The organism is Pseudomonas sp. 1152_12 (assembly GCF_052850675.1).
In genome coordinates, this window is the sequence record NZ_VXCW01000012.1 from 76,760 (window position 1) to 101,770 (window position 25,011).

The 25,011-nt window shown below is 59.1% G+C and carries 18 protein-coding genes and 2 pseudogenes; 13 read left to right on the forward strand and 7 right to left on the reverse strand.

Going from position 1 to position 25,011, the window contains the following annotated elements:
- Positions 1 to 125 precede the first annotated feature (125 nt).
- Positions 126 to 2,060 (reverse strand): BCCT family transporter, encoded by a 1,935-nt coding sequence (locus FW764_RS21720; RefSeq protein WP_446435737.1) that lies wholly within the window; start codon positions 2,058 to 2,060, stop codon positions 126 to 128.
- A gap of 391 nt (positions 2,061 to 2,451) precedes the next feature.
- Between FW764_RS21720 and betI the strand changes: the two genes are divergently transcribed.
- From betI to yccS, 10 genes are all read left to right on the forward strand, one after another.
- On the forward strand, positions 2,452 to 3,045 hold the full coding sequence (gene betI / locus FW764_RS21725) for a transcriptional regulator BetI (protein WP_446435643.1): 594 nt from the start codon (positions 2,452 to 2,454) through the stop codon (positions 3,043 to 3,045).
- 110 nt (positions 3,046 to 3,155) lie between these two features.
- Entirely contained in the window at positions 3,156 to 4,628 is a 1,473-nt protein-coding gene (gene betB / locus FW764_RS21730; RefSeq protein WP_446435644.1) for a betaine-aldehyde dehydrogenase, read from the forward strand.
- A gap of 142 nt (positions 4,629 to 4,770) precedes the next feature.
- Positions 4,771 to 6,474 (forward strand): choline dehydrogenase, encoded by a 1,704-nt coding sequence (gene betA, locus FW764_RS21735; protein ID WP_446435645.1) that lies wholly within the window; start codon positions 4,771 to 4,773, stop codon positions 6,472 to 6,474.
- Between the two features lie 205 nt (positions 6,475 to 6,679).
- Complete coding sequence (locus tag FW764_RS21740; protein ID WP_446435646.1) at positions 6,680 to 8,122, forward strand: TldD/PmbA family protein; 1,443 nt, start codon at positions 6,680 to 6,682, stop codon at positions 8,120 to 8,122.
- Positions 8,122 to 9,438, forward strand: coding sequence for a TldD/PmbA family protein (locus tag FW764_RS21745; RefSeq protein ID WP_446435647.1), 1,317 nt, complete (start codon positions 8,122 to 8,124; stop codon positions 9,436 to 9,438). Before FW764_RS21740 ends, FW764_RS21745 begins: the two co-directional genes overlap by 1 nt.
- Before the next feature lie 259 nt (positions 9,439 to 9,697).
- On the forward strand, positions 9,698 to 10,600 hold the full coding sequence (locus FW764_RS21750; protein ID WP_446435648.1) for an alpha/beta fold hydrolase: 903 nt from the start codon (positions 9,698 to 9,700) through the stop codon (positions 10,598 to 10,600).
- A 35-nt stretch (positions 10,601 to 10,635) separates the two neighbouring features.
- Positions 10,636 to 12,063: a multidrug transporter subunit MdtD gene (mdtD, locus tag FW764_RS21755; RefSeq protein ID WP_446435649.1), complete on the forward strand. Its 1,428-nt coding sequence runs from the start codon at positions 10,636 to 10,638 to the stop codon at positions 12,061 to 12,063.
- A 130-nt stretch (positions 12,064 to 12,193) separates the two neighbouring features.
- Positions 12,194 to 13,531 carry an ATP-dependent RNA helicase DbpA gene (gene dbpA, locus FW764_RS21760; RefSeq protein ID WP_240995367.1) on the forward strand — a complete coding sequence of 446 codons (1,338 nt, stop codon included), beginning with the start codon at positions 12,194 to 12,196 and terminating at the stop codon, positions 13,529 to 13,531.
- 159 nt (positions 13,532 to 13,690) lie between these two features.
- A complete protein-coding gene (locus FW764_RS21765; protein ID WP_446435650.1) occupies positions 13,691 to 14,869 on the forward strand; it encodes an NAD(P)/FAD-dependent oxidoreductase in 1,179 nt (392 codons plus the stop codon).
- 233 nt (positions 14,870 to 15,102) lie between these two features.
- A complete protein-coding gene (yccS, locus tag FW764_RS21770) occupies positions 15,103 to 17,286 on the forward strand; it encodes a YccS family putative transporter (RefSeq protein ID WP_446435651.1) in 2,184 nt (727 codons plus the stop codon).
- 87 nt (positions 17,287 to 17,373) lie between these two features.
- Here the strand turns inward: yccS and FW764_RS21775 are convergent, their stop codons facing one another.
- Complete coding sequence (locus FW764_RS21775; RefSeq protein ID WP_446435652.1) at positions 17,374 to 18,111, reverse strand: substrate-binding periplasmic protein; 738 nt, start codon at positions 18,109 to 18,111, stop codon at positions 17,374 to 17,376.
- A 199-nt stretch (positions 18,112 to 18,310) separates the two neighbouring features.
- Here FW764_RS21775 and FW764_RS21780 point away from each other — a divergent pair, with 199 nt between their 5' ends.
- A complete protein-coding gene (locus FW764_RS21780; protein ID WP_446435653.1) occupies positions 18,311 to 18,763 on the forward strand; it encodes a GNAT family N-acetyltransferase in 453 nt (150 codons plus the stop codon).
- Positions 18,764 to 18,877: 114 nt separating this feature from the next.
- On the opposite strand, the gene FW764_RS21785 is transcribed toward FW764_RS21780, so the two are convergent.
- From FW764_RS21785 to FW764_RS21795, 3 genes are read right to left on the reverse strand one after another with little or no spacing between them, the layout of a single operon-like run.
- Complete coding sequence (locus FW764_RS21785; protein WP_446435654.1) at positions 18,878 to 19,174, reverse strand: winged helix-turn-helix domain-containing protein; 297 nt, start codon at positions 19,172 to 19,174, stop codon at positions 18,878 to 18,880.
- A gap of 19 nt (positions 19,175 to 19,193) precedes the next feature.
- Complete coding sequence (locus FW764_RS21790; RefSeq protein WP_446435655.1) at positions 19,194 to 19,694, reverse strand: M48 metallopeptidase family protein; 501 nt, start codon at positions 19,692 to 19,694, stop codon at positions 19,194 to 19,196.
- A 42-nt stretch (positions 19,695 to 19,736) separates the two neighbouring features.
- Positions 19,737 to 21,842, reverse strand: coding sequence for a putative bifunctional diguanylate cyclase/phosphodiesterase (locus FW764_RS21795; protein ID WP_446435656.1), 2,106 nt, complete (start codon positions 21,840 to 21,842; stop codon positions 19,737 to 19,739).
- 310 nt (positions 21,843 to 22,152) lie between these two features.
- On the opposite strand from FW764_RS21795, the gene FW764_RS21800 reads away from it, so the two are divergent.
- Positions 22,153 to 22,818, forward strand: a complete 666-nt coding sequence (locus FW764_RS21800) for a polysaccharide lyase family 7 protein (protein WP_446435657.1) — start codon at positions 22,153 to 22,155, stop codon at positions 22,816 to 22,818.
- A gap of 49 nt (positions 22,819 to 22,867) precedes the next feature.
- Here the strand turns inward: FW764_RS21800 and FW764_RS21805 are convergent, their stop codons facing one another.
- On the reverse strand, positions 22,868 to 23,290 hold the full coding sequence (locus FW764_RS21805) for a hypothetical protein (protein WP_446435658.1): 423 nt from the start codon (positions 23,288 to 23,290) through the stop codon (positions 22,868 to 22,870).
- 323 nt (positions 23,291 to 23,613) lie between these two features.
- Between FW764_RS21805 and FW764_RS21810 the strand changes: the two are divergent.
- Positions 23,614 to 23,834: pseudogene (locus tag FW764_RS21810) on the forward strand (fructose-bisphosphate aldolase).
- 684 nt (positions 23,835 to 24,518) lie between these two features.
- Here the strand turns inward: FW764_RS21810 and FW764_RS21815 are convergent.
- A pseudogene (locus FW764_RS21815) lies at positions 24,519 to 24,743 on the reverse strand (fructose-1,6-bisphosphate aldolase); the annotation flags it as partial.
- Positions 24,744 to 25,011: the final 268 nt, after the last annotated feature.

A 25,011-nucleotide genomic window follows, 5' to 3' on the forward strand; every position in this document is an offset into this window, starting at 1 on the left:
CTGGCTGGCCTGCGATAGCAATGGTGAATCCAACATAGCTATCGCAGGCCAGCCAGCTCCCACATTTGATCTTTATTTCGGCATAAAAAAAACGGCGCCAGTGACGGCGCCGCTCCTTTCACACATCAGCTATAGACACGGCCAAGGAGCTGCCGATGGCTTTCAAACTGATCGAGCACGTCCCGGGTAATCTGCTCCTGGGTAAAGCCCATCAGGTCGTATTCCTGAGGTCCGTTATGCAGATAGACCTCAGCCCGATAGTAACGCGTGCGCTCTTCCTCGGGCACGTCGCTCGGTGCCGACGAATAAGCATCCAGGCTCACTTCATAGACGAACGGGTTACCCTCTTCCATCTCGATGCGCACACCAATACAGCGCTTGGATTTGCCCAGCAAAGTCTGCACTTCCAGCCCCTGATCACGCAACGCAACCGCCGCTTCTTCCAGCGCAGGCGTGACGTGCTTGTCCATAAAGCGTTGCACAGTGCCCTGGCTTGGTTGCAGGTCCAGCGCGGTCAAGCGCTCGCTGAATCCACGGCGGCCACGCTCGGCCAATTGCGCCTGCTCCTGTTCGACGGCCACGTCCTGGCGCATCGCCTTGTGCAAACCAAACATGAACAGAATCAGCACCACCGAGAACGGCAGCCCCGCCAGCACCACCATGGTTTGCATGGCTTCAAAGTTGCCAGCAAACAGCAGGCCGATGGTCACCAGGGTGATCACGACCGACCAGAAGATTCGCAGCCAATGCGGCGCATCTTCGTCCACGTTGCCCCCTTTGCACGACAGGTTGGCCATCATCACCGCGCCGGAATCCGCCGGGGTCAAGAACAGCACAAAGCCGACAAAGATCGACACACCGATGACGATTTTCGACGCAGGGTAGTGCTCCAGCAATTGGTAGATGGCCATCGACGGTTGTTCCAGCGCCGTCTTGCCCAACTCCACCGCACCGTGGTTCAGCACCAGGTCCAAGGCCGAGTTGCCGAAGATCGACAACCACGCCAAGGTGAAGCCCAGCGGGATCAGCAGCACGCCGGCCACCAGTTCACGCACCGTGCGACCACGGGAAATACGCGCGATGAACATGCCTACGAATGGTGCCCAGGAAATCCACCAAGCCCAGTAGAACAGAGTCCACAGGCCCATCCAGCGCTCGGTCTTGTTGGCGTCGCCTTCGTACACATACAGGTCGAAAGTCTTCAGCACGATGCCGTTAAGATAATCACCGGTGTTTTGCACCAAGCCATTGAGCAGGTGCAGAGTCGGGCCGAACAGCAGCACGAAAATCAGCAAGCCGCTGAACAGCACGATGTTGAGGTTGGACAGGCGGCGAATGCCGTTTTCCACACCCGACACGGCGGCGATGGTCGCTACGGTGCTCATCACGATGATCACGATCAGCAGGTTAGTGTTGCTGTGCTGCATACCGAACAGGTTTTCCAACCCGGACGACACTTGCATCGAACCAATCCCCAGGTTCGTCACCAGGCCCAGCAAGGTCACGAACATGCCGAAACCGTCCACCGCGTGGCCGGCCGCGCCCTTCACCCAGCGCTCGCCCACCAGCGGGTACAACGCCGAACGCAAGGCCAGCGGTTGGTTATGACGGTAGGCGAAATACGCCACAGCCAGGCCAACCAAGGCGTAGATCGCCCAGCCATGCAGACCCCAGTGCAGGAACGTCAGTTGCAGCGCCTGGCGTGCCGCGCCATTGCTGGCGGCCGCGCCTTCGGGCGGGTTGAAGTAGTGGTCCAGCGGCTCCGAGGCGCCGAAGTACAGCAGCGAGATGCCGATGCCCGACGAGAACAACATGCCGGCCCAGGCGCCGTAGCTGAAGTCTGGGGTGTCGTCCTTGCTACCCAGTTTCAACTTGCCGTAGGACGAAAACGCCAGGCCGACCACAAACACCAGGTAAGCGGCGATGACCACCATGTAGTACCAGCCGAAGCTTTTCGACAGCCAGGCCTGGGCTACGCCGAGCATGCGCCCGGCCTCCTGCGGGGCGATGATCAGAATGACGGTCAACAACAGAATGAGCGCGGTGGAGGTGTAAAACACCCAACCGTTGACCCGTACCTTTTCCGGTGGGGTCTTTATAAGAGAGGCAGAACTCATGGCGCAGATGCTCCGGGCAGTGCGAGAGAGAAACACAAGGCAACGGTTATCCCGGGACATCGATTTTTCGGCAGTCGACGGACGGGTGTTATAAAGACACCCCGAAAATTCTTGAGCCGCGCCGAAGCAGTGGCCAGGCCCTGAGATGGCCTGTTTCAAGGGTTTTTGCAGGTGTCAGAGGCAGCGGCCTACAGGTAGGAAATATCTGTAGGTAGCGACCATTTGTCGCAGATCTTATTCTTTGTTGATTGAACGTTCAATCAAAACAAAATAGACTGGCCTCCAAGCCGACGGACGTTTATCGCCCCTCGGCAGGCCTAAGGAGAGGTGCTACATGCCCAAGGTCGGTATGCAACCCATACGCCGCCAGCAATTGATCGAAGCCACCTTGACGGCCATTGATCAGGTCGGAATGGGAGATGCCAGCATTGCGCTGATCGCCCGTTTGGCCGGCGTCTCGAACGGCATCATCAGTCACTACTTCAAGGACAAGAACGGCCTTATTGCAGCGACGATGCGCTATTTGATGAACGCGCTGATCGAGAACGTCCATGAACGCAGGCTTGCGCTGAAGGACGACAGCCCACGGGCGCACCTTCGGGTGATTATCGAGGGCAACTTCGACGCCAGCCAGGTCAACGGACCGGCAATGAAAACCTGGCTGGCCTTCTGGGCCTCCAGCATGCATCACCCGTCATTGCACAGGTTGCAGCGGATCAACGATCAACGTCTGTATTCCAACCTGTGCTGCCAGTTCCGCCGAGTGCTGCCGCTGCCGCACGCACGCAAAGCAGCCAGAGGCCTGGCAGCCCTGATCGACGGTTTGTGGTTGCGCGGCGCCCTGTCGGGAGACGCTTTCGACACGGAGCAGGCGCAACGGATCGCTTACGAATACATGGATTTCCAATTGGCCAAGCAGGTGAGTTAGAGCACACATAACCGCTCAACCCCTGAACTGTTGCCGCTCAGTGTTGCCACACCCTTATGGCTCACTTTTCGGCGGTTAACGCCAACCACTTATGCACTTGCGAGGACTTTATGGCCCGTTTCGAACTGCAAAAACTCTACATTGACGGCGGCTACAGCGACGCTGGCAGCGATGCCACCTTCGAAGCCATCAACCCGGCTAACGGTGAAGTTCTCGCCCAAGTGCAACGTGCTACCAAAGACGACGTTGAACGTGCCGTGGTCAGCGCCGAAAAAGGCCAGAAAATCTGGGCCGCGATGACCGCCATGGAGCGTTCGCGTATCCTGCGTCGCGCCGTCGATATCTTGCGCGAGCGCAACGACGAGCTGGCCGCCCTGGAAACCCTGGACACCGGCAAAGCCTTCTCCGAAACCCAATACGTCGACATCGTCACCGGTGCCGATGTGCTGGAATACTATGCAGGCCTGGTGCCGGCCATCGAAGGCGAGCAGATCCCACTGCGCGACACTTCGTTCGTCTACACCCGCCGCGAGCCGCTGGGCGTGGTTGCTGGTATCGGCGCGTGGAACTACCCGATCCAGATCGCCCTGTGGAAATCCGCACCCGCCCTGGCTGCCGGTAACGCGATGATCTTCAAACCAAGCGAAGTCACCTCGCTGACCACCTTGAAACTGGCCGAGATCTACACCGAAGCCGGCGTTCCAGCGGGCGTGTTCAACGTATTGACCGGCAGCGGCCGTGAAGTCGGCACCTGGCTGACCGAGCACCCACGCATCGAGAAAGTCTCGTTCACCGGCGGCACCGACACCGGCAAGAAAGTCATGGCCAGCGCGTCGAGCTCTTCGCTCAAAGAAGTGACCATGGAACTGGGCGGCAAGTCGCCGCTGATCGTGTTCGAAGACGCCGACCTGGATCGCGCGGCCGACATCGCGATGATGGCCAACTTCTACAGCTCCGGTCAGGTTTGCACCAACGGTACTCGCGTGTTCGTACCCAAGCACCTGCAGGCGGCCTTCGAAGCCAAGATCGTTGAGCGTGTTGCGCGCATCCGCGTTGGCGACCCGCAAGACGAGAACACCAACTTCGGCCCGCTGGTCAGCTTCGCCCACATGGAAAGCGTGCTCGGCTACATCGCCAAAGGTAAGGAAGAAGGCGCCCGCGTTCTGTGCGGCGGCGACCGCCTGACCGACGGTGTATTCGCCAAAGGCGCCTACGTGGCCCCGACCGTGTTCACCGATTGCACCGACGAGATGACCATCGTCCGTGAAGAAATCTTCGGCCCAGTGATGAGCATCCTCACTTACGAGACCGAAGAAGAAGTGATCCGCCGCGCCAACGACACCGATTTCGGCTTGGCCGCAGGTTTGGTGACCAAGGACCTGAACCGCGCCCACCGCGTGATTCATCAACTGGAAGCGGGTATCTGCTGGATCAACGCCTGGGGCGAGTCCGACGCCAAGATGCCGGTCGGTGGCTACAAGCAATCCGGTGTGGGCCGTGAGAACGGCATCAGCTCGCTGAACAACTTCACCCGCATCAAATCGGTACAGGTTGAGCTGGGCGACTACGCCTCGGTGTTCTAAAGCCGAGCCTTGCGTTGCCTTTGAGGCCGCCATCGGGGGCAAGCCCCCTCCCACCTTTGACTGTGTAAACCCGATCAAATGTGGGCGGGGGCTTGCCCCCGATGAGGCCCGACCTGACCACACTTCAAAGAGGGTGCATCCAATGTCCCAAGAATACGACTACATCATTGTGGGTGCCGGCTCCGCCGGTAACACCCTGGCGACCCGTCTGACCGAAGACGAAGGCGTCACCGTTTTGCTGCTGGAAGCAGGCGGCCCTGACTACCGCTTCGACTTCCGCACCCAAATGCCGGCCGCGCTGGCGTTCCCGCTGCAAGGCCGTCGCTATAACTGGGCCTACGAAACCGACCCAGAGCCACACATGGACGGTCGCCGGATGGAATGCGGTCGCGGCAAAGGCCTCGGCGGTTCCTCGCTGATCAACGGCATGTGCTACATCCGTGGCAACGCGATGGACTACGACAACTGGTCGAAACTGCCGGGCCTGGAAGACTGGTCCTACCTCGACTGCCTGCCGTATTTCCGTAAAGCCGAAACCCGCGACATCGGCCCTAACGATTACCACGGTGGCGACGGCCCGGTCAGCGTGACCACGCCGAAAGCCGGTAACAACCCGCTGTTCCACGCGATGGTTGAAGCAGGTGTACAAGCTGGCTACCCGCGCACCGACGACTTGAACGGCTACCAACAAGAAGGCTTCGGCCCGATGGACCGTACCGTCACGCCTAAAGGCCGTCGCGCCAGCACCGCACGCGGCTACCTGGACACGGCTAAAAAGCGTTCCACCCTGACCATCGTCACCCACGCCCTGACCGACAAAGTGTTGTTCGAAGGCAAGCGTGCCGTGGGCGTGCGTTACCTGATCGGCGCCGCCGAAGAGCGCGTTGAAGCCCGTGCGCGTAAAGAAGTACTGGTGTGCAGCGGCGCAATTGCTTCGCCGCAACTGCTGCAACGCTCCGGTGTCGGCCCGGCCAAGCTGCTGGAAAGTCTCGACATCCCGGTGGTCCACGACCTGCCAGGCGTCGGCGAAAACCTGCAGGACCACCTTGAGCTGTACCTGCAATACGCCTGTACCCAACCGGTCTCGCTGTACCCGTCGCTGCTCTGGTACAACCAGCCGGCGATTGGTGCCGAATGGCTGTTCAACGGCACCGGTATCGGCGCCAGCAACCAGTTCGAAGCGGGCGGTTTTATCCGCACCCGTGAAGAGTTCGATTGGCCGAACATCCAGTACCACTTCCTGCCGGTGGCGATTAACTACAACGGCAGCAACGGTGTGAAAGAGCACGGTTTCCAGGCGCACATGGGTTCCATGCGTTCGCCTAGCCGTGGCCGCGTGCAATTGAAGTCGAAGAACCCACGGGACTACCCGAGCATCCTCTTCAACTACATGGCTACCGAGCAGGACTGGCAGGAATTTCGCGACGGCATCCGCCTGACCCGTGAAATCATGCAGCAGCCGGCACTGGACCAATACCGCGGCCGCGAAATCAGCCCAGGTATTGACGTGCAAACCGATGAGCAGTTGGACAAGTTCATCCGCGAGCACGCCGAAACCGCGTTCCACCCGTCCTGCTCGTGCAAGATGGGCGACGACGAGATGGCTGTAGTGGATGGCGAAGGCCGCGTGCATGGCATGCAGGGTTTGCGTGTAGTTGATGCGTCGATCATGCCGATCATCACCACCGGCAACCTCAACGCGCCGACGATCATGATCGCCGAGAAAATCGCCGACAAGATCCGTGGTCGCAAGCCACTGCCGCGCAGCACTGCCGACTACTACGTAGCAGGCGACGCGCCAGTGCGTGGCAAGCCACTGCGTGAAGTGGGCCCGATGGCGCAGTAACTGATACACCGCGGTGCCCCATTCGCGAGCAAGCCCGCTCCCACATTTTGACCGTGTTAACCCGATCAAGTGTGGGAGGGGGCTTGCCCGCGATGAGGCCCGTCCCAACACTGCAAATCCCCCGCCTACACTGTCCTTGATCAGTTCACCGCCCCAGGCCTACTCTGTTGCCTGCCCGCGATGAGCCGCCCACAAGGAAGGCCCCATGTTCGACCACCACGCCACACTCAAAAAACACTTCAGTGCCCTGCGCACCACTGCTGAATTTTTCTCGCTGCGTTACGTGCGCGAATCCGGCCAATACCTGTCGGTACGCAAGAACGTCGCCGAGCCGCCATACCTGAATCACGACCAGGGTGCCATGCTCACCGTGCGTCTCAATGGCGTGGAAGCCTACGCCGCCACCCATGACATTTCCCTTACCGGCCTGCAAGCCGCCCTTGAGCGTGCCGAACAGCAAGCCCGGCGCATCCTGCCCCACGCCCTGCTCGACCTGCACACGCAGCAGGTCTCCAGCGACGTCGCCGACTACCTGTCACCTGACCTTGACCAGCCCTTCCCGTCCTTAAGCGACTGCTACCAACTGTTAGGCGATGAGTCGGCCAGCGTGCCCAAGGACGAACGCCTGGCCAGTTGGGAAGTCAGCCTGGGCACCACACAGGTTGAACAGATCTACCTCAACAATGCCGGTGCCGAACTGCGCCAAGCCCAGCGTTTTGTCTACCCAGGACTGAGCGTCACGGCGTTTGACGGCAACGACAGCCAGACCCGCACCCTGGGCGGCACCAACTTCGGCCAACAAGGCAGTGCGAACGTGATTCGCCGCTTCGGCCTGGTCGGCGCCGCCCGCCAAGTCGCCGATGAAGCCCTGCAACTGCTGCTCGCGCCAAACACGCCAAACGGCCCGCGCGACCTGCTGCTGATGCCCGAGCAGATGATTCTGCAGATCCACGAGTCCATCGGCCACCCACTGGAACTGGACCGCATCCTCGGCGATGAGCGCAATTACGCTGGCACCAGCTTTGTGAAGTCCAGCGACTTCGGCCACCTGCAATACGGCTCGCCCTTGCTCAACGTGACCTTCGACCCGGACATCCCTGAGCAGCTCGCCAGCTACAGCCATGACGACGACGGCACCCGCGCCACCAAGCAGTTCCTGATCCGCGATGGCCTGCTGCTAAAGCCGTTGGGCGGTGCGTTGTCGCAATTTCGCTCGGGGCTGGGCGGCGTCGCCAACAGCCGCGCGTGCAGCTGGAACCGCGCGCCGATTGACCGCATGGCCAACCTGAACATCGAGGCAGGCGACAAAACCCAGGCCGAGCTGATCAGCGGCATTGAGCATGGCATCCTGATGAACACCAACCGCTCCTGGTCCATCGACGATGCGCGCAATAAATTCCAGTTCGGCTGCGAGTGGGGCCAACTGATCGAAAACGGCGAACTCAAAGGCGTGGTCAAAAACCCCAACTACCGCGCCATTTCCGCGCAGTTCTGGCGCAAGCTCAGCGCTGTCGGCGATGCCAGCACCTTCAAGGTCTTGGGCACGCCGAACTGCGGCAAAGGCGAACCCAACCAGGTGATCCGCGTGGGCCATGCGTCACCTGCGTGCGTGTTCAGTGATGTCGACGTTTTTGGGGGAGATGCCTGATGAACAACTTCAAAGCACTGGTGGAGTGGCTCAAGCAGGCCGTCACCGACAAGGAACAGTTTCACTTGGGTTATGCGGACGAATCCTCCGAGTTCGTGCGCTTCAATCACGCGCAAGTGCGCCAGGCGGGGCAAGTGCAACAGGCCAGCCTGAACCTCAAGCTGATCAACAACGGCCGCCATGCGGATCTGAGCATTACCCTCGCAGGTGAGCCTGAGCTAGATCGCGAGCGCCTCGCCGATGGCCTGCAACAATTGCGCGAAACCTTGCCCTTGCTGCCGCAAGATCCGTATTTACTGCTTAATCACAACGCCTGGCAAAGCCACAACGAACAACTTCGACCCTTGCCGGAACTGGCCCAGGTGCTGGAAGACATCAGCCAGGCAGCTGTAGGCGTGGACTTGGTCGGCTTCTATGCCGCAGGCCCGATCAGCCGTGGCTTCGCCAGTTCGGACAGCGCGTTTGGCTGGCATCAGGCCAACAGCTTCAACTTCGACTTCAGCCTGTTCCACGCCAATGGCGAAGCGGTTAAAGCCAGCTACGCCGGGCACACCTGGAACAGCGCCGAGTTCGCCGCACGCTTCCAGCAAGCGCGCGAGCAGTTGGAGTTTCTCGGCCGCCCGCTGCACAAGCTCGCGCCTGGGCAATACCGCGCCTACCTCGCGCCAGCAGCGCTGGAAGAAATCATCGGCATCATCACGTGGGGTGGGTTTTCCGCCCAGGCGATTGCCAGCAAAAGCAGTTCGCTGCAAAAGCTTTATGCCGGTGAACAGTCGTTGAGCCCGTTGGTGAAGGTCGATGAGCAGATCAGCGGCTCCTTGAGCCAGGCGTTTTCCACTGAAGGCTACCCACGCGGCGACGTCACGCTGATCAACGCGGGCAGCGCCTGCGGCCAGTTGATCAACTCGCGCAGCGCCGCCGAATACGGCTTGAGTACCAACGGCGCCAGCAGCGACGAGTCACCCAGTGCCTTGCAGATGGCGGCGGGCAGCCTGGCCCAGGCCGATATCCTCAAGCAATTGGGCACCGGGCTGTACATCAGCAACCTGTGGTACCTGAACTACTCCGACCTGCCAGCCGCACGCCTGACCGGTATGACGCGCTTCGCCACATTCTGGGTGGAGGACGGCGAGATAAAGGCGCCGGTGAGCACCATGCGTTTTGATGACAGCGTTTACAACTTGCTCGGCTCACAGCTTGAGGCACTGACCGCTGAGCGCGAGCTGTTGTTGTCCGCCAGTACCTACAGCCAGCGCAATACCGCGTCCAATCTGTTGCCGGGCGCGTTGGTAAAACGCCTGACCCTCACCCTGTAAACACAAAACCCAATGTGGCAACTGGCTTTTGTGGGAGCTGACTTATGTGGGAGCCAGCTCCCACACTGTTCTGTGTTCGTTTCTGCCCGCCATCTTCGTCCCTTCCTACCGCAAAATCCCATCTCACACTTCTCCCCGTACGGCCGGTTGTCGCCCGCGAAAAACCTCGTTATAACGGTTAGTGGCATCCCGCCACCAACCCCACGTGCCCGCACGTGATGCATGACCTTGCCTGGATTGGGCAAGCTGGAGCGTTGACATGGACCATGGAAGTTTTGTCATTGAAAAGCTTTATAAGCACTACAACGTGCACGTAGAGCAGCTAGGTAAGCATTCACAAGAGCATCCGAAAAAAAAAACAGTGCTGATGGTCAACGGCGCGCTGTCCACGACGCGATCCTTCGCCCGCACCAGCAAATGCTTGGCGGAACACTTCAATGTGCTGCTGTTCGACCTGCCGTTCTCGGGCTATTCGCGCGAGCACAACACCGACCTTGACCTGGTCACCAAGGACGACGAGGTGCAAATCCTGCGCGCCCTGGTGGAGCGCTTCCAGGTCAACCATCTGGTGTCGGCCTCTTGGGGAGGCATCTCCACACTGCTGACCCTGGCCCACAACCCGCCCTCCATCGAAAGCTCGGTGGTGATGGCGCTGGCGCCCAACCTCAACCAGGCCATGCTCGAATACGTGGAGCGCGTACGTGTGCTGATTGAGGCCGATGACAAGTCCGCGGTCGGCCATTTGCTCAACGAGACGGTTGGCAAGTACCTGTCACCACGCCTCAAGCGCAATAACCATCGGCACCTGTCGAGCATGGCCACCACCGAGTACCGCCAGGCACGCTTTCATATCCACCAAGTGCTGGGCCTGGGCGATGGCAACTACCTGCCGGCGCTCACTCAGATTGAAACGCCAGTGCATTTCCTCAACGGCGCGTTGGATGAATACACTCCGGCAGGCGAGGCCCAACTGTTCAAGAAGTACGTAGGCCGTAGCAGCTTCGCCGTCGCGGCACACACCGGTCACTTGCTTGACCTTGAGTCCCGCGAGGCGGCGTTGGCGGTGCACCGTGCGCTGTTAGATTTTCTCGTCGGAGAGCACGCGGCATTGTCAGATTTAGACGAACCGCCAGTGGGAAAAGGAGCGATGGATGGCGCATAATCCCCGACACATAGCCTGCTAACAAAAGGTAGCTCATGCCCAATCGTGCCCCTCTCGATGCCAAGACCGCTCGCTGGCTGCCCTGGGTGGTGGCGATTGCCTTCTTCATGCAGTCGCTGGATGGGACGATTCTCAACACAGCACTGCCGGCCATGGCCCGGGACCTCGCGGAAAACCCGCTGCGTATGCAAGGGGTGGTAATTGCCTACATGCTCACCGTCGCCTTGCTGATCCCTGCCTCGGGCTGGATCGCCGACCGCTTCGGCACCAAGAAAATCTTCTTTGGCGCAATCATGCTGTTCAGCATCGGTTCGTTGCTCTGCGCACTGTCGAGCAGCTTGACCATGCTGGTGGGCGCGCGGGTGATCCAGGGCTTGGGCGGCGCGCTGATGCTGCCGGTCGGGCGGCTCGTCGTGCTACGCGCGTATCCGCGCTCCGAACTGGTGCGGATCATGGGCTTCATTACCATCCCCGGCCTGCTTGGCCCGTTGCTCGGCCCGACCATGGGCGGCTGGATGGTGCAATACCTGACCTGGCACTGGATTTTCCTGATCAACCTGCCGGTGGGCATGGTCGGTTGCTACGCCGTGTGGAAACTGATTCCCGACCTGCGCGGCAGCGAGCGCACGCGTTTCGACAGCCTGGGTTTTTTACTGTTCGGCGCGGCGATGGTGCTGATCACCATCGCTATGGAAGGCCTGGGCGAACTGCACCTGCCGCATTTGCGCGTGATGTTGCTGCTATTCGGCGGGCTGGCGTGCCTGGCGGCGTATTGGCTGCGCGCCGGGAATATCGATAACCCGCTGTTCTCGCCGGTGCTGTTCAAGACCCGCACCTTTGCCGTGGGCATCCTCGGCAACCTGTTTGCGCGACTGGGCAGCGGCGCCCTGCCGTTCCTGGTACCGCTGCTGTTGCAAGTGGCATTGGGTTACTCGCCGTCAGAAGCCGGGATGAGCATGCTACCGCTGGCGGCGGCAGCGATGTTTGCCAAGTCCATCGCCCGGCCGTTGATCGAGCGTTTGGGATACCGCATCGTGCTGACCGGCAACACGTTGGCCCTGGGCATGATGCTGGCGAGCATGGGCCTGGTCAGCGAACAGACACCTTATCCCCTTCTACTGGGGATGCTGGCGGTGCTGGGGGCGATCAACTCCTTGCAGTTCACCGCGATGAACACCGTCACCCTGATCGACCTGGACGACGCGCAAGCCAGCAGCGGCAACAGTTTGCTTTCGGTGGTGGCGCAATTGTCCCTGAGCCTGGGCGTAGCCTGCGCCGGTGCGTTGCTCGGCGGCTTTACCGCTGAAACCGGCAATGACGGCGTGGAAAGCGTGCTCGGCGCGTTCCAACTGACCTTCCTCACCGTGGGCATCATGGCCATGCTGGCGGCGGCGATCTTCTTGCAACTGTCGCCTACCGACGGCAAACGCGTGGTCAGCCGCGAGCACGACATCGAGCATTAACAGGCTTCTCGTCTAGAACTTGCAGGGAAATTCTCACGAGGCTGGTACACTGCGCGACATTTTGTTTTGCAGAGCCAGTCCCGTGACTACCATCGCCACCGCTTTTAATACTTTGCCGCTCTCCGCCGCCATGCTGGCTAACCTCGACTCGCTGGGTTATGTCGAGATGACGCAGATCCAGGCGCAAAGCTTGCCGGTGATCCTCAAGGGGCTGGACCTGATTGCCCAGGCCAAGACCGGCAGCGGTAAGACTGCCGCCTTCGGCATCGGCCTGTTGAACCCGATCAACCCGCGCTACTTCGGCTGCCAGGCCCTGGTAATGTGCCCGACGCGCGAGTTGGCCGACCAGGTCGCCAAAGAAATCCGTCGCCTGGCGCGTGCCGAAGACAACATCAAGGTGCTGACCCTGTGCGGCGGCGTGTCCCTCGGCCCGCAGATCGCCTCGCTGGAGCACGGCGCCCACGTCATCGTCGGCACCCCGGGCCGCATCCAGCAACACCTGCGCAAAGGTTCGCTGGTGCTGGACGGTTTGAACACGCTGATTCTCGACGAAGCCGACCGCATGCTCGACATGGGCTTCTACGACGCCATCGAAGACATCATCAGCAAAACTCCGGCACGCCGCCAAACCCTGCTGTTTTCGGCCACCTACCCGGTGAGCATCAAGCAGCTGGCCTCCAAGTTCATGCGTGCGCCGCAGCAAGTGAAGGCCGAAGCCTTCCACTCCGACGACCAGATCGAGCAGCGCTTCTACGAGATCTCGCCGGAAGAGCGCATGGACGCCGTGACCAAGGTACTGGCGCACTTCCGCCCGGCCTCTTGCGTGGCGTTCTGTTTCACTAAGCAGCAAGTGCAGGAAACCGTGGATCACCTGACGTCCAAGGGCATCTCCGCCGTCGGCCTGCATGGCGACCTGGAACAGCGCGACCGCGACCAGGTACTGGCGATGTTCGCCAACCGCAGTACCTCGGTACTGGTTGCCACCGACGTAGCCGCCCGTGGTCTGGACATTGACTCACTGGACATGGTGATCAACGTCGAACTGGCCCGCGACTCGGAAATCCACATCCACCGCGTAGGCCGTACTGGCCGCGCCGGTGAGACCGGCCTCGCAATCAGCCTGGTGGCACCGTCCGAAGCGCACCGCGCCCAGGCCATCGAGCAGTTGCAAAAGTCGCCGTTGAACTGGGATCAGTTGGACAACCTCAAGCCTCAGAGCGGCGGCCCATTGCTGCCGGTGATGAGCACCCTGTGCATTGCGGCCGGCCGTAAAGACAAAGTTCGCCCGGGCGACATCCTCGGCGCGTTGACCGGTGACGCTGGCATCCCCGGTGCCCAGGTCGGCAAGATCGCGATCTTTGACTTCCAGGCCTTCGTGGCCGTGGAGCGCGGGATCGCCAAGCAGGCGCTGCAGCGTTTGAATGACGGCAAGATCAAAGGCCGTTCGTTGCGCGTGCGGATCCTGTAAAGATCTCAAGCTATACAGAGATCTAAATGTGGGAGCGGGCTTGCTCGCGAATGCGATGGATCAGTCAGCCTATTCGGTGGCAGACAGACCGCATTCGCGAGCAAGCCCGCTCCCACATTTGACTGTATTCCAATTCAGAATTTGTATGAGGACACCGTTTTGCGCTCGACCGAAGTTGTGATCATTGGCGCCGGCGCCGCAGGTTTGATGTGCGCGCTGACCGCCGCCGGGCGTGGGCGCAAGGTGATGTTGATCGACCACGCGAACAAGGCCGGCAAAAAGATCCTGATGTCCGGCGGTGGCCGCTGCAATTTCACCAATATGTACACCGAGCCTGCCAACTTCCTCTCGCACAACGCACACTTCTGCAAGTCCGCCTTGGCGCGCTACACCCAGTGGGACTTCATCGGGCTGGTGGCCAAGCACGGCGTGCCGTACCACGAGAAGAAGCTCGGCCAGCTGTTCTGCGATAACAAGGCCAGCGACATCCTCGGCATGCTGCTGGATGAATGCATTCAAGTCGGCGTGAGCATGCACCTGGACACGTCGGTCCAGGAGATTGCCAAGCTGGAAGCCGGTTATCAGTTGCAAACCACCTTGGGTGAGCTGCGCTGCGAATCCCTGGTAATCGCCACGGGCGGCCTGTCGATTCCGACCTTGGGCGCTACCGGGTTTGGTTATCAAGTGGCCAAGCAGTTCGGCCATGAACTGCTGCCGACCCGCGCAGGATTGGTGCCGTTCACCATCACCGACCAGCTCAAGGACTTGTGTGGCGAGCTGTCCGGCACCTCGGTGGACTGCCTGGTCAGCTGCAACGACCAGAGCTTTCGCGAGAACATCCTGTTTACCCACCGCGGCCTGAGCGGCCCGGCGATTCTGCAGATCTCCTCGTACTGGGAAACCGGCGACACCGTGGAAATCAACCTGCTGCCCGACCACGACGCCCACGCCTGGCTGCAACAGCAACAGGTCGAGCGCCCCAACAGCGAATTGAAAACCCTGTTGGGTGAGATCTTCACCAAGAAGATGGCCAACCTGCTGGCGGAAACCTGGTTTGTATCCAAGCCGATGAAGCAATACACCCACGCCGAAATCGCCGATATCGCGCAAAAACTCGGCAGCTGGCAACTGGTGCCGGCAGGTACCGAGGGCTATCGTACGGCCGAGGTGACGCTGGGGGGTGTGGACACGCGGGAAGTGTCGTCCAAGACCATGGAATCACTGAAAAGCCCGGGGTTGTACTTTATCGGCGAAGTGTTGGATGTGACCGGTCACTTGGGCGGGTTCAATTTCCAGTGGGCCTGGGCGTCGGGCTACGCCGCAGCGCAATACGCCTGACGCTACGCGGTAAAAAATGTGGGAGGGGGCTTGTTCCCGATGGCGGTGTATCCGTCAATTCATGAGTGACTGTTACACCACTATCGGGGGCAAGCCCCTCCCACATTGATTGCATTCCACATTTGGAATGCAATGGCTGGAATATATTTTGCTGTTGGATGTGATCGCCACGCTTGCCGTGGCGTCCTTGATAGCTCAATTTAGCGGCATCGTCCCGGAAGACACCAGACTTCATGTCATCGACCTCGTTCAAGCAGTCCATGCGACGCCTGTGGGCGCTGGATAAATTCAGTTACAGCGTACGGGTATTCATCGCCCTCACCGGCAGCATGGCGCTGTGCTGGTATCAGGATGAAATGGCGCTGCTGATCCCGCTGTTCCTGGGCATTATCGCCAGTGCCCTGGCCGAGACCGACGACAGTTGGCAAGGCCGACTCAATGCCTTGGCTGTAACGCTGGTGTGTTTCAGCATCGCCGCGCTGTCGGTGGAACTGCTGTTTCCCTATCCGTGGATCTTCGCGATCGCCCTGGCCCTGGCCAGTTTCTGCCTGACGATGCTCGGGGCCCTGGGCGAACGCTATGGCGCGATTGCTTCGGCGACGCTAATTCTGTCGGTCTACACCATGATTGGCGTGGACCAGCGCGGCGGCGCCGTCTCTGACTTCTGGCACGAACCGCTGCTACTGGTGGCGGGGGCCGCCTGGTATGGCGTGCTCTCGGTGCTGTGGCAAGCGCTGTTTTCCAACCAACCGGTGCAGCAAAGCCTGGCACGACTGTTTCGTGAGTTGGGGCGCTACCTCAAGCTCAAGTCGTCATTGTTTGAGCCGATTCGCCAACTGGATGTAGAGGCGCGCCGCCTGGAACTGGCCCAGCAAAACGGGCGCGTCGTTGCGGCGCTCAATGCCGCGAAGGAAATAATCCTGCACCGGGTGGGCAATGGTCGACCGGGCTCGAAAGTCAGCCGTTACTTGAAGCTCTACTTCCTGGCCCAGGACATCCACGAGCGCGCCAGCTCCTCCCACTACCCGTATAACGCCCTGGCCGACGCCTTCTTCCACAGCGACGTGCTGTTTCGCTGTCAGCGCCTGCTACGCCAGCAAGGCAAAGCCTGCCAGACGCTGGGCGAGTCGATCCAACTGCGTCAGCCCTTCATTTATGACGACAGTTTCGCCGAAGCGCTGGGTGACTTGAATGCCTCGCTGGAGCACCTGCGTATCCAGAGCAACCCAGCGTGGCGTGGCCTGTTACGCTCGTTGCGGGCCTTGGCGGCCAACTTGTCCACGCTCGACCGCCTGTTGGGCGACGCCAGCAACCCAGACTCTCTCGCGGATGCCACCGACAGCAACCTGCTGGACCGTGCCCCGCGCAACCTGAAAGAGATGTGGACGCGCCTGCGCACGCAACTGACGCCGACGTCGTTGCTGTTCCGCCATGCCCTGCGCCTCGCCCTGGCATTGACCATCGGCTACGGCACTCTGCATGCGATTCACGCCTCCCAGGGCTACTGGATCATCCTCACCACCCTGTTCGTCTGCCAGCCTAACTACGGCGCTACCCGGCGCAAGCTCGGCCAGCGGATTATCGGCACCGCCATTGGCCTGACCGTGGCCTGGGCGCTGTTTGACCTGTTCCCGAGTCCGCTGGTGCAATCACTGTTCGCCATTGCTGCAGGCCTGGTGTTCTTTATCAACCGCACCACGCGCTACACCCTGGCCACGGCGGCAATCACACTGATGGTGCTGTTCTGCTTCAACCAAGTGGGCGATGGCTACGGGCTGTTCCTGCCACGGCTGTTCGATACGCTGATTGGCAGCCTGATCGCGGGCCTGGCCGTGTTCCTGTTCCTGCCGGACTGGCAAGGCCGGCGCCTGAACAAGGTGCTGGCCAACACCCTGACCTGCAACAGCATCTACCTGCGTCAGATCATGCAGCAATACGCCGCGGGCAAAAGCGACGACCTGGCCTACCGACTGGCCCGGCGCAACGCGCACAACGCCGATGCGGCGCTGTCGACCACGCTGGCGAACATGCTGATGGAGCCGGGGCACTTTCGCAAAGAGGCCGACGTAGGCTTCCGTTTCTTGGTGCTGTCGCACACCTTGCTCAGCTACCTCTCGGGGCTCGGTGCCCACCGCGAGACGCAACTACCGGCCGAAGTGCGTGAACACTTGATCGACGGTGCCGGTAACAGCCTGGCGGCGAGCATCGACGAAATCGCCACGGGGCTGGCCAACAAGCAGCCGGTTGCGATTCAGAGCGATGCCGAAGAAGCGTTGGCAGCAGAGCTGGAGCAGATGCCGGATGAGATCGACGAAGGCCAGCGGTTGGTGCAGACGCAGTTGGCGTTGATCTGTCGGCAGTTGGGGCCGTTGCGCACCCTAGCCGCGCACCTGATCAAAGATACCCACGTGGCTTAAATCGCTATCGCAGGCAGGCCAGCTCCCACATTGGCATGCGGTTACCTGTGGGAGCCGGGCTTACCCGCGATGGGGCCCTCAAGCACCCTACATCCCATGCGCCTTCATCAACCGCGCATAACTGCCATCAACCTTCATCTTGGCAATCTCCCGATCAAAACTGGCGACGATCTGCTCATGCTCAGGGTTCTTCAGGCTGACCAGAATATGCAGGCTATTTTCACTCAGCGGCTTGGGTAAAAACTCCACCGCATTGCGCACCCGGGGCGATTCGCGCGCCAAGTAATAGCGCGCAACATATTCATCCTCCAGCGTCAGGTTTACGCGCTGCGCAGCGAGCATGCGCACGGCCATGGCGAAGTTGTGCACCGGCACTTTCTGCAGCTGTGCATCCTGATCGAAGGCCGTCGAATAGGCATAACCGCGCACGACAGCGATAGGCTGATCGTGCAGTTGTTCCAGGCTTTGATAATCAACGGGGTCGTCGCGGCGCTTGATAAAACGCACACGGTTGAGCAGGTATTCAGCGGAAAACTGCCCCAGTTGCGTCCGCGCATCGTCGTACCAAGCATTGACCAGCACGTCATAGCGGCCATCACCTACGCCCATCAATGCCCGCGCCCAAGGCACTTGTTCAAAATCACTCGCGTAGCCAGCGCGAGCCAAGGCGGTGCTGACGATATCGGTAGCCAACCCGCCATTGATCAAGGTGGCATCGGTGAACGGTGGCCAGGCATCCGCTACCAAGCGTAGACGTTGTGCGGCCGCAGGCTGGGCCAGCAGCAACACTCCTATCAAAGCAACGGCACGAGAAAATCGCGGCATGCTTAAAGTCCTTGGCGGGCAGGCAGTAGCCTGATAACAGTAGCTCATCAATAAGCCTGTATTGCAGATTACACAAAGAACTCAGCAGCGATCGCACTGAATGATGGCAAATTGACGCCATTCACAAAAATGACGAATTTAGACAGGGTGGCCTGTCGCGCTTACTATCGGCCACAGCCATTAATTAAGAGAGCACGCCATGACGGTTGATTGGGTCTGCAAACACCACGATGACTTGGGCAAGCAGCAGCTGTACGCCATTTTGCGTCTGCGCAGCGAGGTCTTTGTCGTCGAACAGCAGTGCGTTTACCCGGACCTCGACGGGCAGGATCTTGCGGGTGACACGCACCATCTGATGGCCTGGAAAGATGACGAGTTGGTGGCTTACCTGCGCCTGCTGGACCCGCAGACCCAGGGCGGTGATGTGGTGATCGGCCGGGTGATCGTCGCGCCAGTGGCACGCGGCACCGGGCTGGGCCATCAGATGATGGAAGAGGCCCTCAAGCGCATTGAAGATATCTGGCCTGAGACGCCGATCTTTCTGTCAGCCCAGGCGCATTTGCAGGGGTATTACGCGCGGTATGGGTTTGTGATGGAGGGTGAGGAATACCTGGAAGATGATATTCCCCATATTGGTATGCGGCGCGCCTGATGGCCCTTTCGCGAGCAAGCCCGCTCCCACATTCGACCGCGTTTCAACGGTCGGACGCGGTCAACTGTGGGAGCGGGCTTGATCGCGAAAGCGTCAGCCCAATCACCACCACACTCAGGGATAACCCAAGACCTGCTTGATCCTCACCAGGTTAGCCTCGATCCACCCGCGATCGATCGCCCCCCAGCTACGAATCCGATAGTGCCCGGCATGGTTGCGCGCGCCGTCTTCCTGCTCGAACTCACACACGATATCCAGGTCGGCCAGCGCTGCAATCGTGTCCTGCGCCGTACGCCGCGGCATGCCGGTGGCGTCGGTCAACGCTGGGACGCTGCTGGCCTGCCCGCTGTCGATCAGGTACGCCACATAAAGGCGGCGGTAGAAACTGCTTTTGGTCTTGCTCACGTCCATGCTTGATCGCCTGCTGAGGTTAGGGCTTGCCCTGCAAGTCGCGATACGTGAGGTACACCCGCAGGTCGAATTCCACCTGATGGTAGCCGGGCATCATGTAGTCGCAGAGTTTGTAGAACGCCTTGTTGTGGTCTGACTCTTTGAAGTGCGCCAGCTCGTGCACCACGATCATGCGCAAAAACTCCGGCGCGGCCTCTTTGAACAGCGAGGCAATGCGAATCTCTTTCTTGGATTTGAGGTTGCCACCCTGCACCCGTGAAATCGTGGTGTGCAGGCCCAAGGCGCGGTGGGTCAGGTCCAGGCGGTTGTCGAACAACACCTTGTCGATGGCCGGCGCGTTACGCAGGTGTTCCTGCTTCAAGGCCAGGGCATAGCTGTACAGCGCCTTGTCACTCTGCACCGCATGACGTTCGGGGTAGCGCTGCTCCAGGTAGGCGCCCAATTGGTCCTTGGCAATCAATTGGCGCACTTGCTCCTGGAGAGCTGCGGGGTAAGCCTGGAGGTATTTCAGCGCGGTCATGGAGTCTGCAACAGGGTTCGAATGGGCGCCAGTGTAGCGAATTCAAAGCGGCCAGGGGTGGGACCAGATCGCCAGTTCCTCGGCCACCAGTGGCTGCGCCGCCCACGGCCCTTGAATACATGAGCAGCCATTGGCCCTGAGCCACTGGGATTGCTCCGGAGTTTCCACACCCTCGGCGATCACCAACACGTCAAAGTGCCCGCACAACTGGATAATACTGCGGGCCATCGCTGCATCGCGCACCGAGCCTGGCAGACGTGCCACCAGTTGCGGGTCCAGCTTGAGCGTGTCGAACTCAAGATCACGCAAATGGGCCAGTGAACATTGGCCCAAACCGAAGTCATCCAAGGCAATACGCACGCCGATCTGACGCAATAGTTTGAGCTGCTTGTGGGTTTCTTCAAGGTTGCTCATCAGGCTGTCTTCGCTGATCTCCACCTCCAACTGGCGCCCCTGCAACCCATATCGCTCAAGGACCTGCTGCAGTTGGCTCGCCAGATTTGGCATGTTGAACTGGCTGCTGCTCAGGCTCACGCTCAGCACCAACTCATCATCGAAGGTAGCTTGCCAGGCCCGGCGCTGGGCGGCGACTTGCTGGTAGATCCAGGCGCTCAACTGGCTGATCAGCCGCGCTTCTTCCAGCAACGGTAAAAACAAGCCCGGCGGCACATCGCCGACGCTTGGGTGCTGCCAGCGCAATAGCGCCTCGACGCCGCGCAAACGCCCGTCTTCCAGCGACACCTGGGGCTGGTACACCAAGGTGAAGTCTTTGTTCTGGATGGCGGTACGCACGCTGTCTTCGAGCATCAGGCGCGAGCGAGCCCGGCCGTTCATTTCCTGATCGTAATAGCGATATTGCTGACGCCCCGCGCGCTTGGCTTCGTACATGGCGATGTCTGCCGCGCGCAGCAGGCCGTTCAGGTCCGAGCCACAGTCCGGGAAAGTCGCAATGCCAATGCTGACGCCAAGCATCACATCCAAACCATCGACCTGTTGGCACACAGACACCCGTTCGATCAATTTTTCCGAAATCTTTGCCGCATGCTCCGGGAGTTCCAGCTCCAGCAACGCGGTGAACTCGTCCCCTCCCATGCGCCCGAGAATGTCATAAGGCCGCAAACACGCCTGCATCTGCTCCGAAACCCAACGCAGCACACGGTCCCCCGCGTCATGGCCCAACGAGTCGTTGACACGTTTGAAGCCGTCGAGGTCCAGGTACAGCAACACCAGCGACAGCTCGTTACGTTCGTTGCGCAGCAACGTGTTTTCCACCGCCTGGTAAAAACCTCGCCGGTTCAGCAACCCGGTCAAGGGGTCGGTAACAGCCTGAAACTCCAGTTGCTGATGCAGATGGCGCACCTCGGACATGTCCAGCACCGTCACCACCATGGCCTTCTGCTCGGCGGGCAACGGCGCGCAGGACAAAGCCACCGGCACCTGCTGCCCGCGACCAGTGCGCAAAATGGCGTCGTGAAGACGCCAGGTCTCGCCTTTGCGATACGCCTCGTACATCGCAAAGCCCAGCCAGGCGGGCACGTGGGGTTTTTGCAGAAAGCTCAAGAAGCTCTCGCCCTGCAACTCGGCCATCGTGGCATTCAGCAGCCTCGAAATGGCCGGGTTGGCGTACTGGATTACACTGCCCTCGCCCACCACCAGGATGCCTTCGGCAGCGTTGTCGAGTACCGAGGCATTAAAGGCGCGCGCGGACTCCAAGTCATGACTCAGGCGCTGCAACGCCCGGCGGTTGCGCTGGTGCTCCAGCAAGGCCTGCACCTTGGGCTTGAGAATATGCGGGTCAAACGGCTTGAACAAATAATCGATGGCGCCGCTGGCATAGCCTTCCAGGACAGAAGCAGGTGACTGGGCGTGGGCGCTCAGAAAGATGATCGGCGTCATGCGCGTACGCTGGCTGCCACGCATCAGACGCGCAACTTCAAAGCCATCCATGCCAGGCATGCGCACATCCAGCAACACCAAGTCGACTTCGTGCGCGAGCAGTAACTCCAAGGCTTCCAGACCAGACGCGGCGGTCATCACGTGCCAGTCTTCACGCTGCAAAAGCGCATGCATGCTGACGAGGTTCTCCGGGTAGTCATCGACCACCAAGAGTACCGAACTGCCATCGCCTGGGTGTGGAGCGCAATCCATTCTACGTCTCTTCCTTGAGGAGCTGCACCGGTCACTTCTGATATAAAAACCGGACAAACACTGAGGTCTCACTCTAGCCCCGGTTCTAAAAAAGCAGAAGTGACGTGGGTGCCATCATTGCGCCAAAGCCCAGGAAGCCGACTAACGGTCAAGCCCTACAGGCCACGGCTCATGGGAAACATGGCTTTTTGGCATTCATCTGACGCCAATAAATTGCCAGCAATTGTTTAACAACCAGACGATCACCGCCTATAAAGAACCTGCAAGGCCCCCGGGCCAAAGCCTTCACCCTCTGTAAAAGGCCAACACCATGATCGACCTTTCCACCTGGAACCTGAGCATTCCAGTCGGCTCGCCGCCCGCGACCATCGACACGCCGAAACTGCTTAGCGGCTTCAAGGACCAATATTTCCAAGCCGAAGGCAGCAACGTGCAATTCTGGACACCGGTGACCGGCACTCGCACCGAAAATGCCGTTTACCCGCGCAGCGAATTGCGTGAAACCTACGCCGACGGTCGCTTGCGCAACTGGACCTACTCCGACGCCGACAACTTCCTGCGTGCCACCTTGGCGGTCAATCAGGTGCCCTCGTCCGGCAAAGTCGTCATCGGTCAGATCCACGCCTATGACAGCCAAAAACCGCTGATCAAACTCGAATACCAATTCAAGGAAAAGACCCAGACCGGCAACATCGTCGCCAAAGTGCGAATGCGCCCGAATGAAGATGAAGGCCGCGTGATTACCGTGGCCTCCAATGTGCCGCTGGAGAAGAGCTTTACCTATGTGATCAACCTCAATAAGGCCGGTTTGTTGAGTGTCGAGGCTGCTGATGGGCAATGGAATGAGCGGATTGGGGCGGCGTGGGGCGCCAAGCCGTTGTACTTCAAGGCGGGGGCGTATGTGCAAGACAACAGTGGGGACAGCAAAGAAGGCGCACGGGTGACGTTTGCGAAGTTGGATATTGATCACGAGTGACACTTCAATGAGGCCCCGCTAACAAACGGGGCTCCTTAGTCACATTATTTTATTCAACACACATCAACATGAAGCCCATCGACGAATCACCTGCGGGTTTGTCATCACCGACCTTGAGCGTCAAGACGTTAACGTAATTGATCGCCGGAACACTGCCCAACTTGGCATGCCCATAGAAAATGTGTTCATTGGAACTGACATCCGTGACCGAGACCGTACAGAAACGTGGCATTTTTTTAAACACGCCTGGGACGAATCGGACCTTGTACTCTGAAAAGTAATCGGGCTGCGCGGTCAGCTTTACCTCTTTCACCCAGGTGGGCGACTGCGCCGTGACCTGCCCCTTATCATCAATAGAGGCGGTAAATATCCGGCTATCGGCACAAGCAATCGAGCCTGTCGCGGCCAACGCTAGAACAACACCAGCGGCTTTAATAAAACCCATCATCCATTCTCCATCATTGAATATCATCAAAGCCCAACCTTAAATGATCCAAGACCGATAAAAGCGCACTTTCAATGACCTACCAATAAAACAGAAAAGCTGTAGCGCCGCCGGAACATCAACTTATTAGTATTCAGGACAGTTCCGACTGCAAACAACTCAGGAGCGTTTCGGTTCGTAGCTAATATCTGATAAACCTAAGGACAATTCATGGAGTAGTCCAACCCCTTAAACACACCGCCAGTCCCTGAGGCCTGCGTCGGCTGAAGGTTAAGTGCTCGTCCTAAACGACCGTTGCGGCAAACCAGATCTGCGCTTATCGCTCGCCCAGTTGCTGGCATTGACCGGCGATAGGGTTTCGCAGCCCTAACGATACGTGTCTAACCAAGCATCATGAATGCCTCAACGCCGCCTTTGACACCTCAACCTGATGGCCTGCTCCAGCCTGCCGGACTTCGCCGAACGCGACCTGAACAACGTGGCCAACACTGCGCGCATTCTGGTTCAGGACGTGAGCGATGTGTTCAGGGTCATCGAGCACCGCGGTCTCGATACGCCACCCGCTGACTAATCAACTCCTGTAATAAAAAACCGTACTCCTCTGGGATTGGAGAACCCAGCCCGACCTATGCGGTTTTTACCAAAGATATGAATAAGATTGCCCCCTCGTTAGGCCATGCTTTTACTTTAAAGATCTCCATTCCGACTTCCCCTTAAAGCCAAACGACCTAACCATCATTCACAATCAATATTAAACACTGTCATTCCTCACAGGTTAAGCGCACTTGAACCTCCTTCAGCATTAAACATAAGCGGACAGAACACAACTCGCGTCGCTTACAAGTCGGGGTTAATTCAAACACATGGAGATAATTAACATGGCACAAAAGGCAACTATCGCCCCTCTTCAATATGCACCGCCCCTTGGCCCACACCCCGCACTTTACGGAACAGGAGAAGCTAATTATTTTGTTGACGTCGCTGAATCCAACACCGGCATAGTGTTCGGAACAGGTCGTGTCGAGCAGGGTGGACAATGGAGAGTCGAGTTAACAATCGATACAGGCAGGTGGATTCAGGTTCAAGCCCGATGCTACGCCGATCCGAACGCTCCGATCTCAAATGCAGACTGGAGCATGCCGATATCTGTATACGGTTAGGGGCTAAAAAACTGCGAAAAGAACAGATCTATTTCTAGCGACTTAACATCAAAAAAAGCCCGCATCACTGCGGGCTTCTTTTAAACGCTAAAGGCTCAGTTCACCTTAGCGTTCAACTCACCTTTCAGGTAACGCTGATACATCGCTTCCAACGAGATCGGCTTGATCTTCGAAGCATTACCGGCAGTGCCGAACGCTTCGTAACGCGCGATACACACATCACGCATGGCGGTCACGGTGGCGAGGGTAAACGCCAGATACAGGTCAATATCAACGTGGGCATTCCATACGCCGCATTGGGTGTCCTCGACTAAACGCTTCTAGCGTTGAGCACCCGCGAAGAAAAATATGTGTACCACACCGACAACGTAATCCTCGGCTTATATGCAACAGGACATTACAGCCTTGTATATGAGTCAGTATTCTTATAAATCAACAGTAGAGCGAAATGTAGGAAATGCCAATCAGAACGATCCGATAAACTTCTGTAGAAACACACGAAGACTCAACTGAAAAACAATACAATTCAAGAAACTGAAATTGACAATCACACTAGGCCCACATACGGTTTAAGTGCATCACAAATCT

Bases quoted from the DNA above. Each gene is read 5' to 3' on its own strand.
- FW764_RS21795 (WP_446435656.1), bottom strand. From the start codon at position 21,842: ATGGATTGCGCTCCACACCCAGGCGATGGCAGTTCGGTACTCTTGGTG.
- yccS (WP_446435651.1), top strand. From the start codon at position 15,103: ATGTCATCGACCTCGTTCAAGCAGTCCATGCGACGCCTGTGGGCGCTG.
- FW764_RS21780 (WP_446435653.1), top strand. From the start codon at position 18,311: ATGACGGTTGATTGGGTCTGCAAACACCACGATGACTTGGGCAAGCAG.
- FW764_RS21800 (WP_446435657.1), top strand. From the start codon at position 22,153: ATGATCGACCTTTCCACCTGGAACCTGAGCATTCCAGTCGGCTCGCCG.
- FW764_RS21775 (WP_446435652.1), bottom strand. From the start codon at position 18,111: ATGCCGCGATTTTCTCGTGCCGTTGCTTTGATAGGAGTGTTGCTGCTG.
- betI (WP_446435643.1), top strand. From the start codon at position 2,452: ATGCCCAAGGTCGGTATGCAACCCATACGCCGCCAGCAATTGATCGAA.
- FW764_RS21785 (WP_446435654.1), bottom strand. From the start codon at position 19,174: ATGGACGTGAGCAAGACCAAAAGCAGTTTCTACCGCCGCCTTTATGTG.
- FW764_RS21740 (WP_446435646.1), top strand. From the start codon at position 6,680: ATGTTCGACCACCACGCCACACTCAAAAAACACTTCAGTGCCCTGCGC.
- mdtD (WP_446435649.1), top strand. From the start codon at position 10,636: ATGCCCAATCGTGCCCCTCTCGATGCCAAGACCGCTCGCTGGCTGCCC.
- FW764_RS21805 (WP_446435658.1), bottom strand. From the start codon at position 23,290: ATGATATTCAATGATGGAGAATGGATGATGGGTTTTATTAAAGCCGCT.
- betA (WP_446435645.1), top strand. From the start codon at position 4,771: ATGTCCCAAGAATACGACTACATCATTGTGGGTGCCGGCTCCGCCGGT.
- FW764_RS21745 (WP_446435647.1), top strand. From the start codon at position 8,122: ATGAACAACTTCAAAGCACTGGTGGAGTGGCTCAAGCAGGCCGTCACC.
- FW764_RS21750 (WP_446435648.1), top strand. From the start codon at position 9,698: ATGGACCATGGAAGTTTTGTCATTGAAAAGCTTTATAAGCACTACAAC.
- betB (WP_446435644.1), top strand. From the start codon at position 3,156: ATGGCCCGTTTCGAACTGCAAAAACTCTACATTGACGGCGGCTACAGC.
- dbpA (WP_240995367.1), top strand. From the start codon at position 12,194: ATGCTGGCTAACCTCGACTCGCTGGGTTATGTCGAGATGACGCAGATC.
- FW764_RS21790 (WP_446435655.1), bottom strand. From the start codon at position 19,694: ATGACCGCGCTGAAATACCTCCAGGCTTACCCCGCAGCTCTCCAGGAG.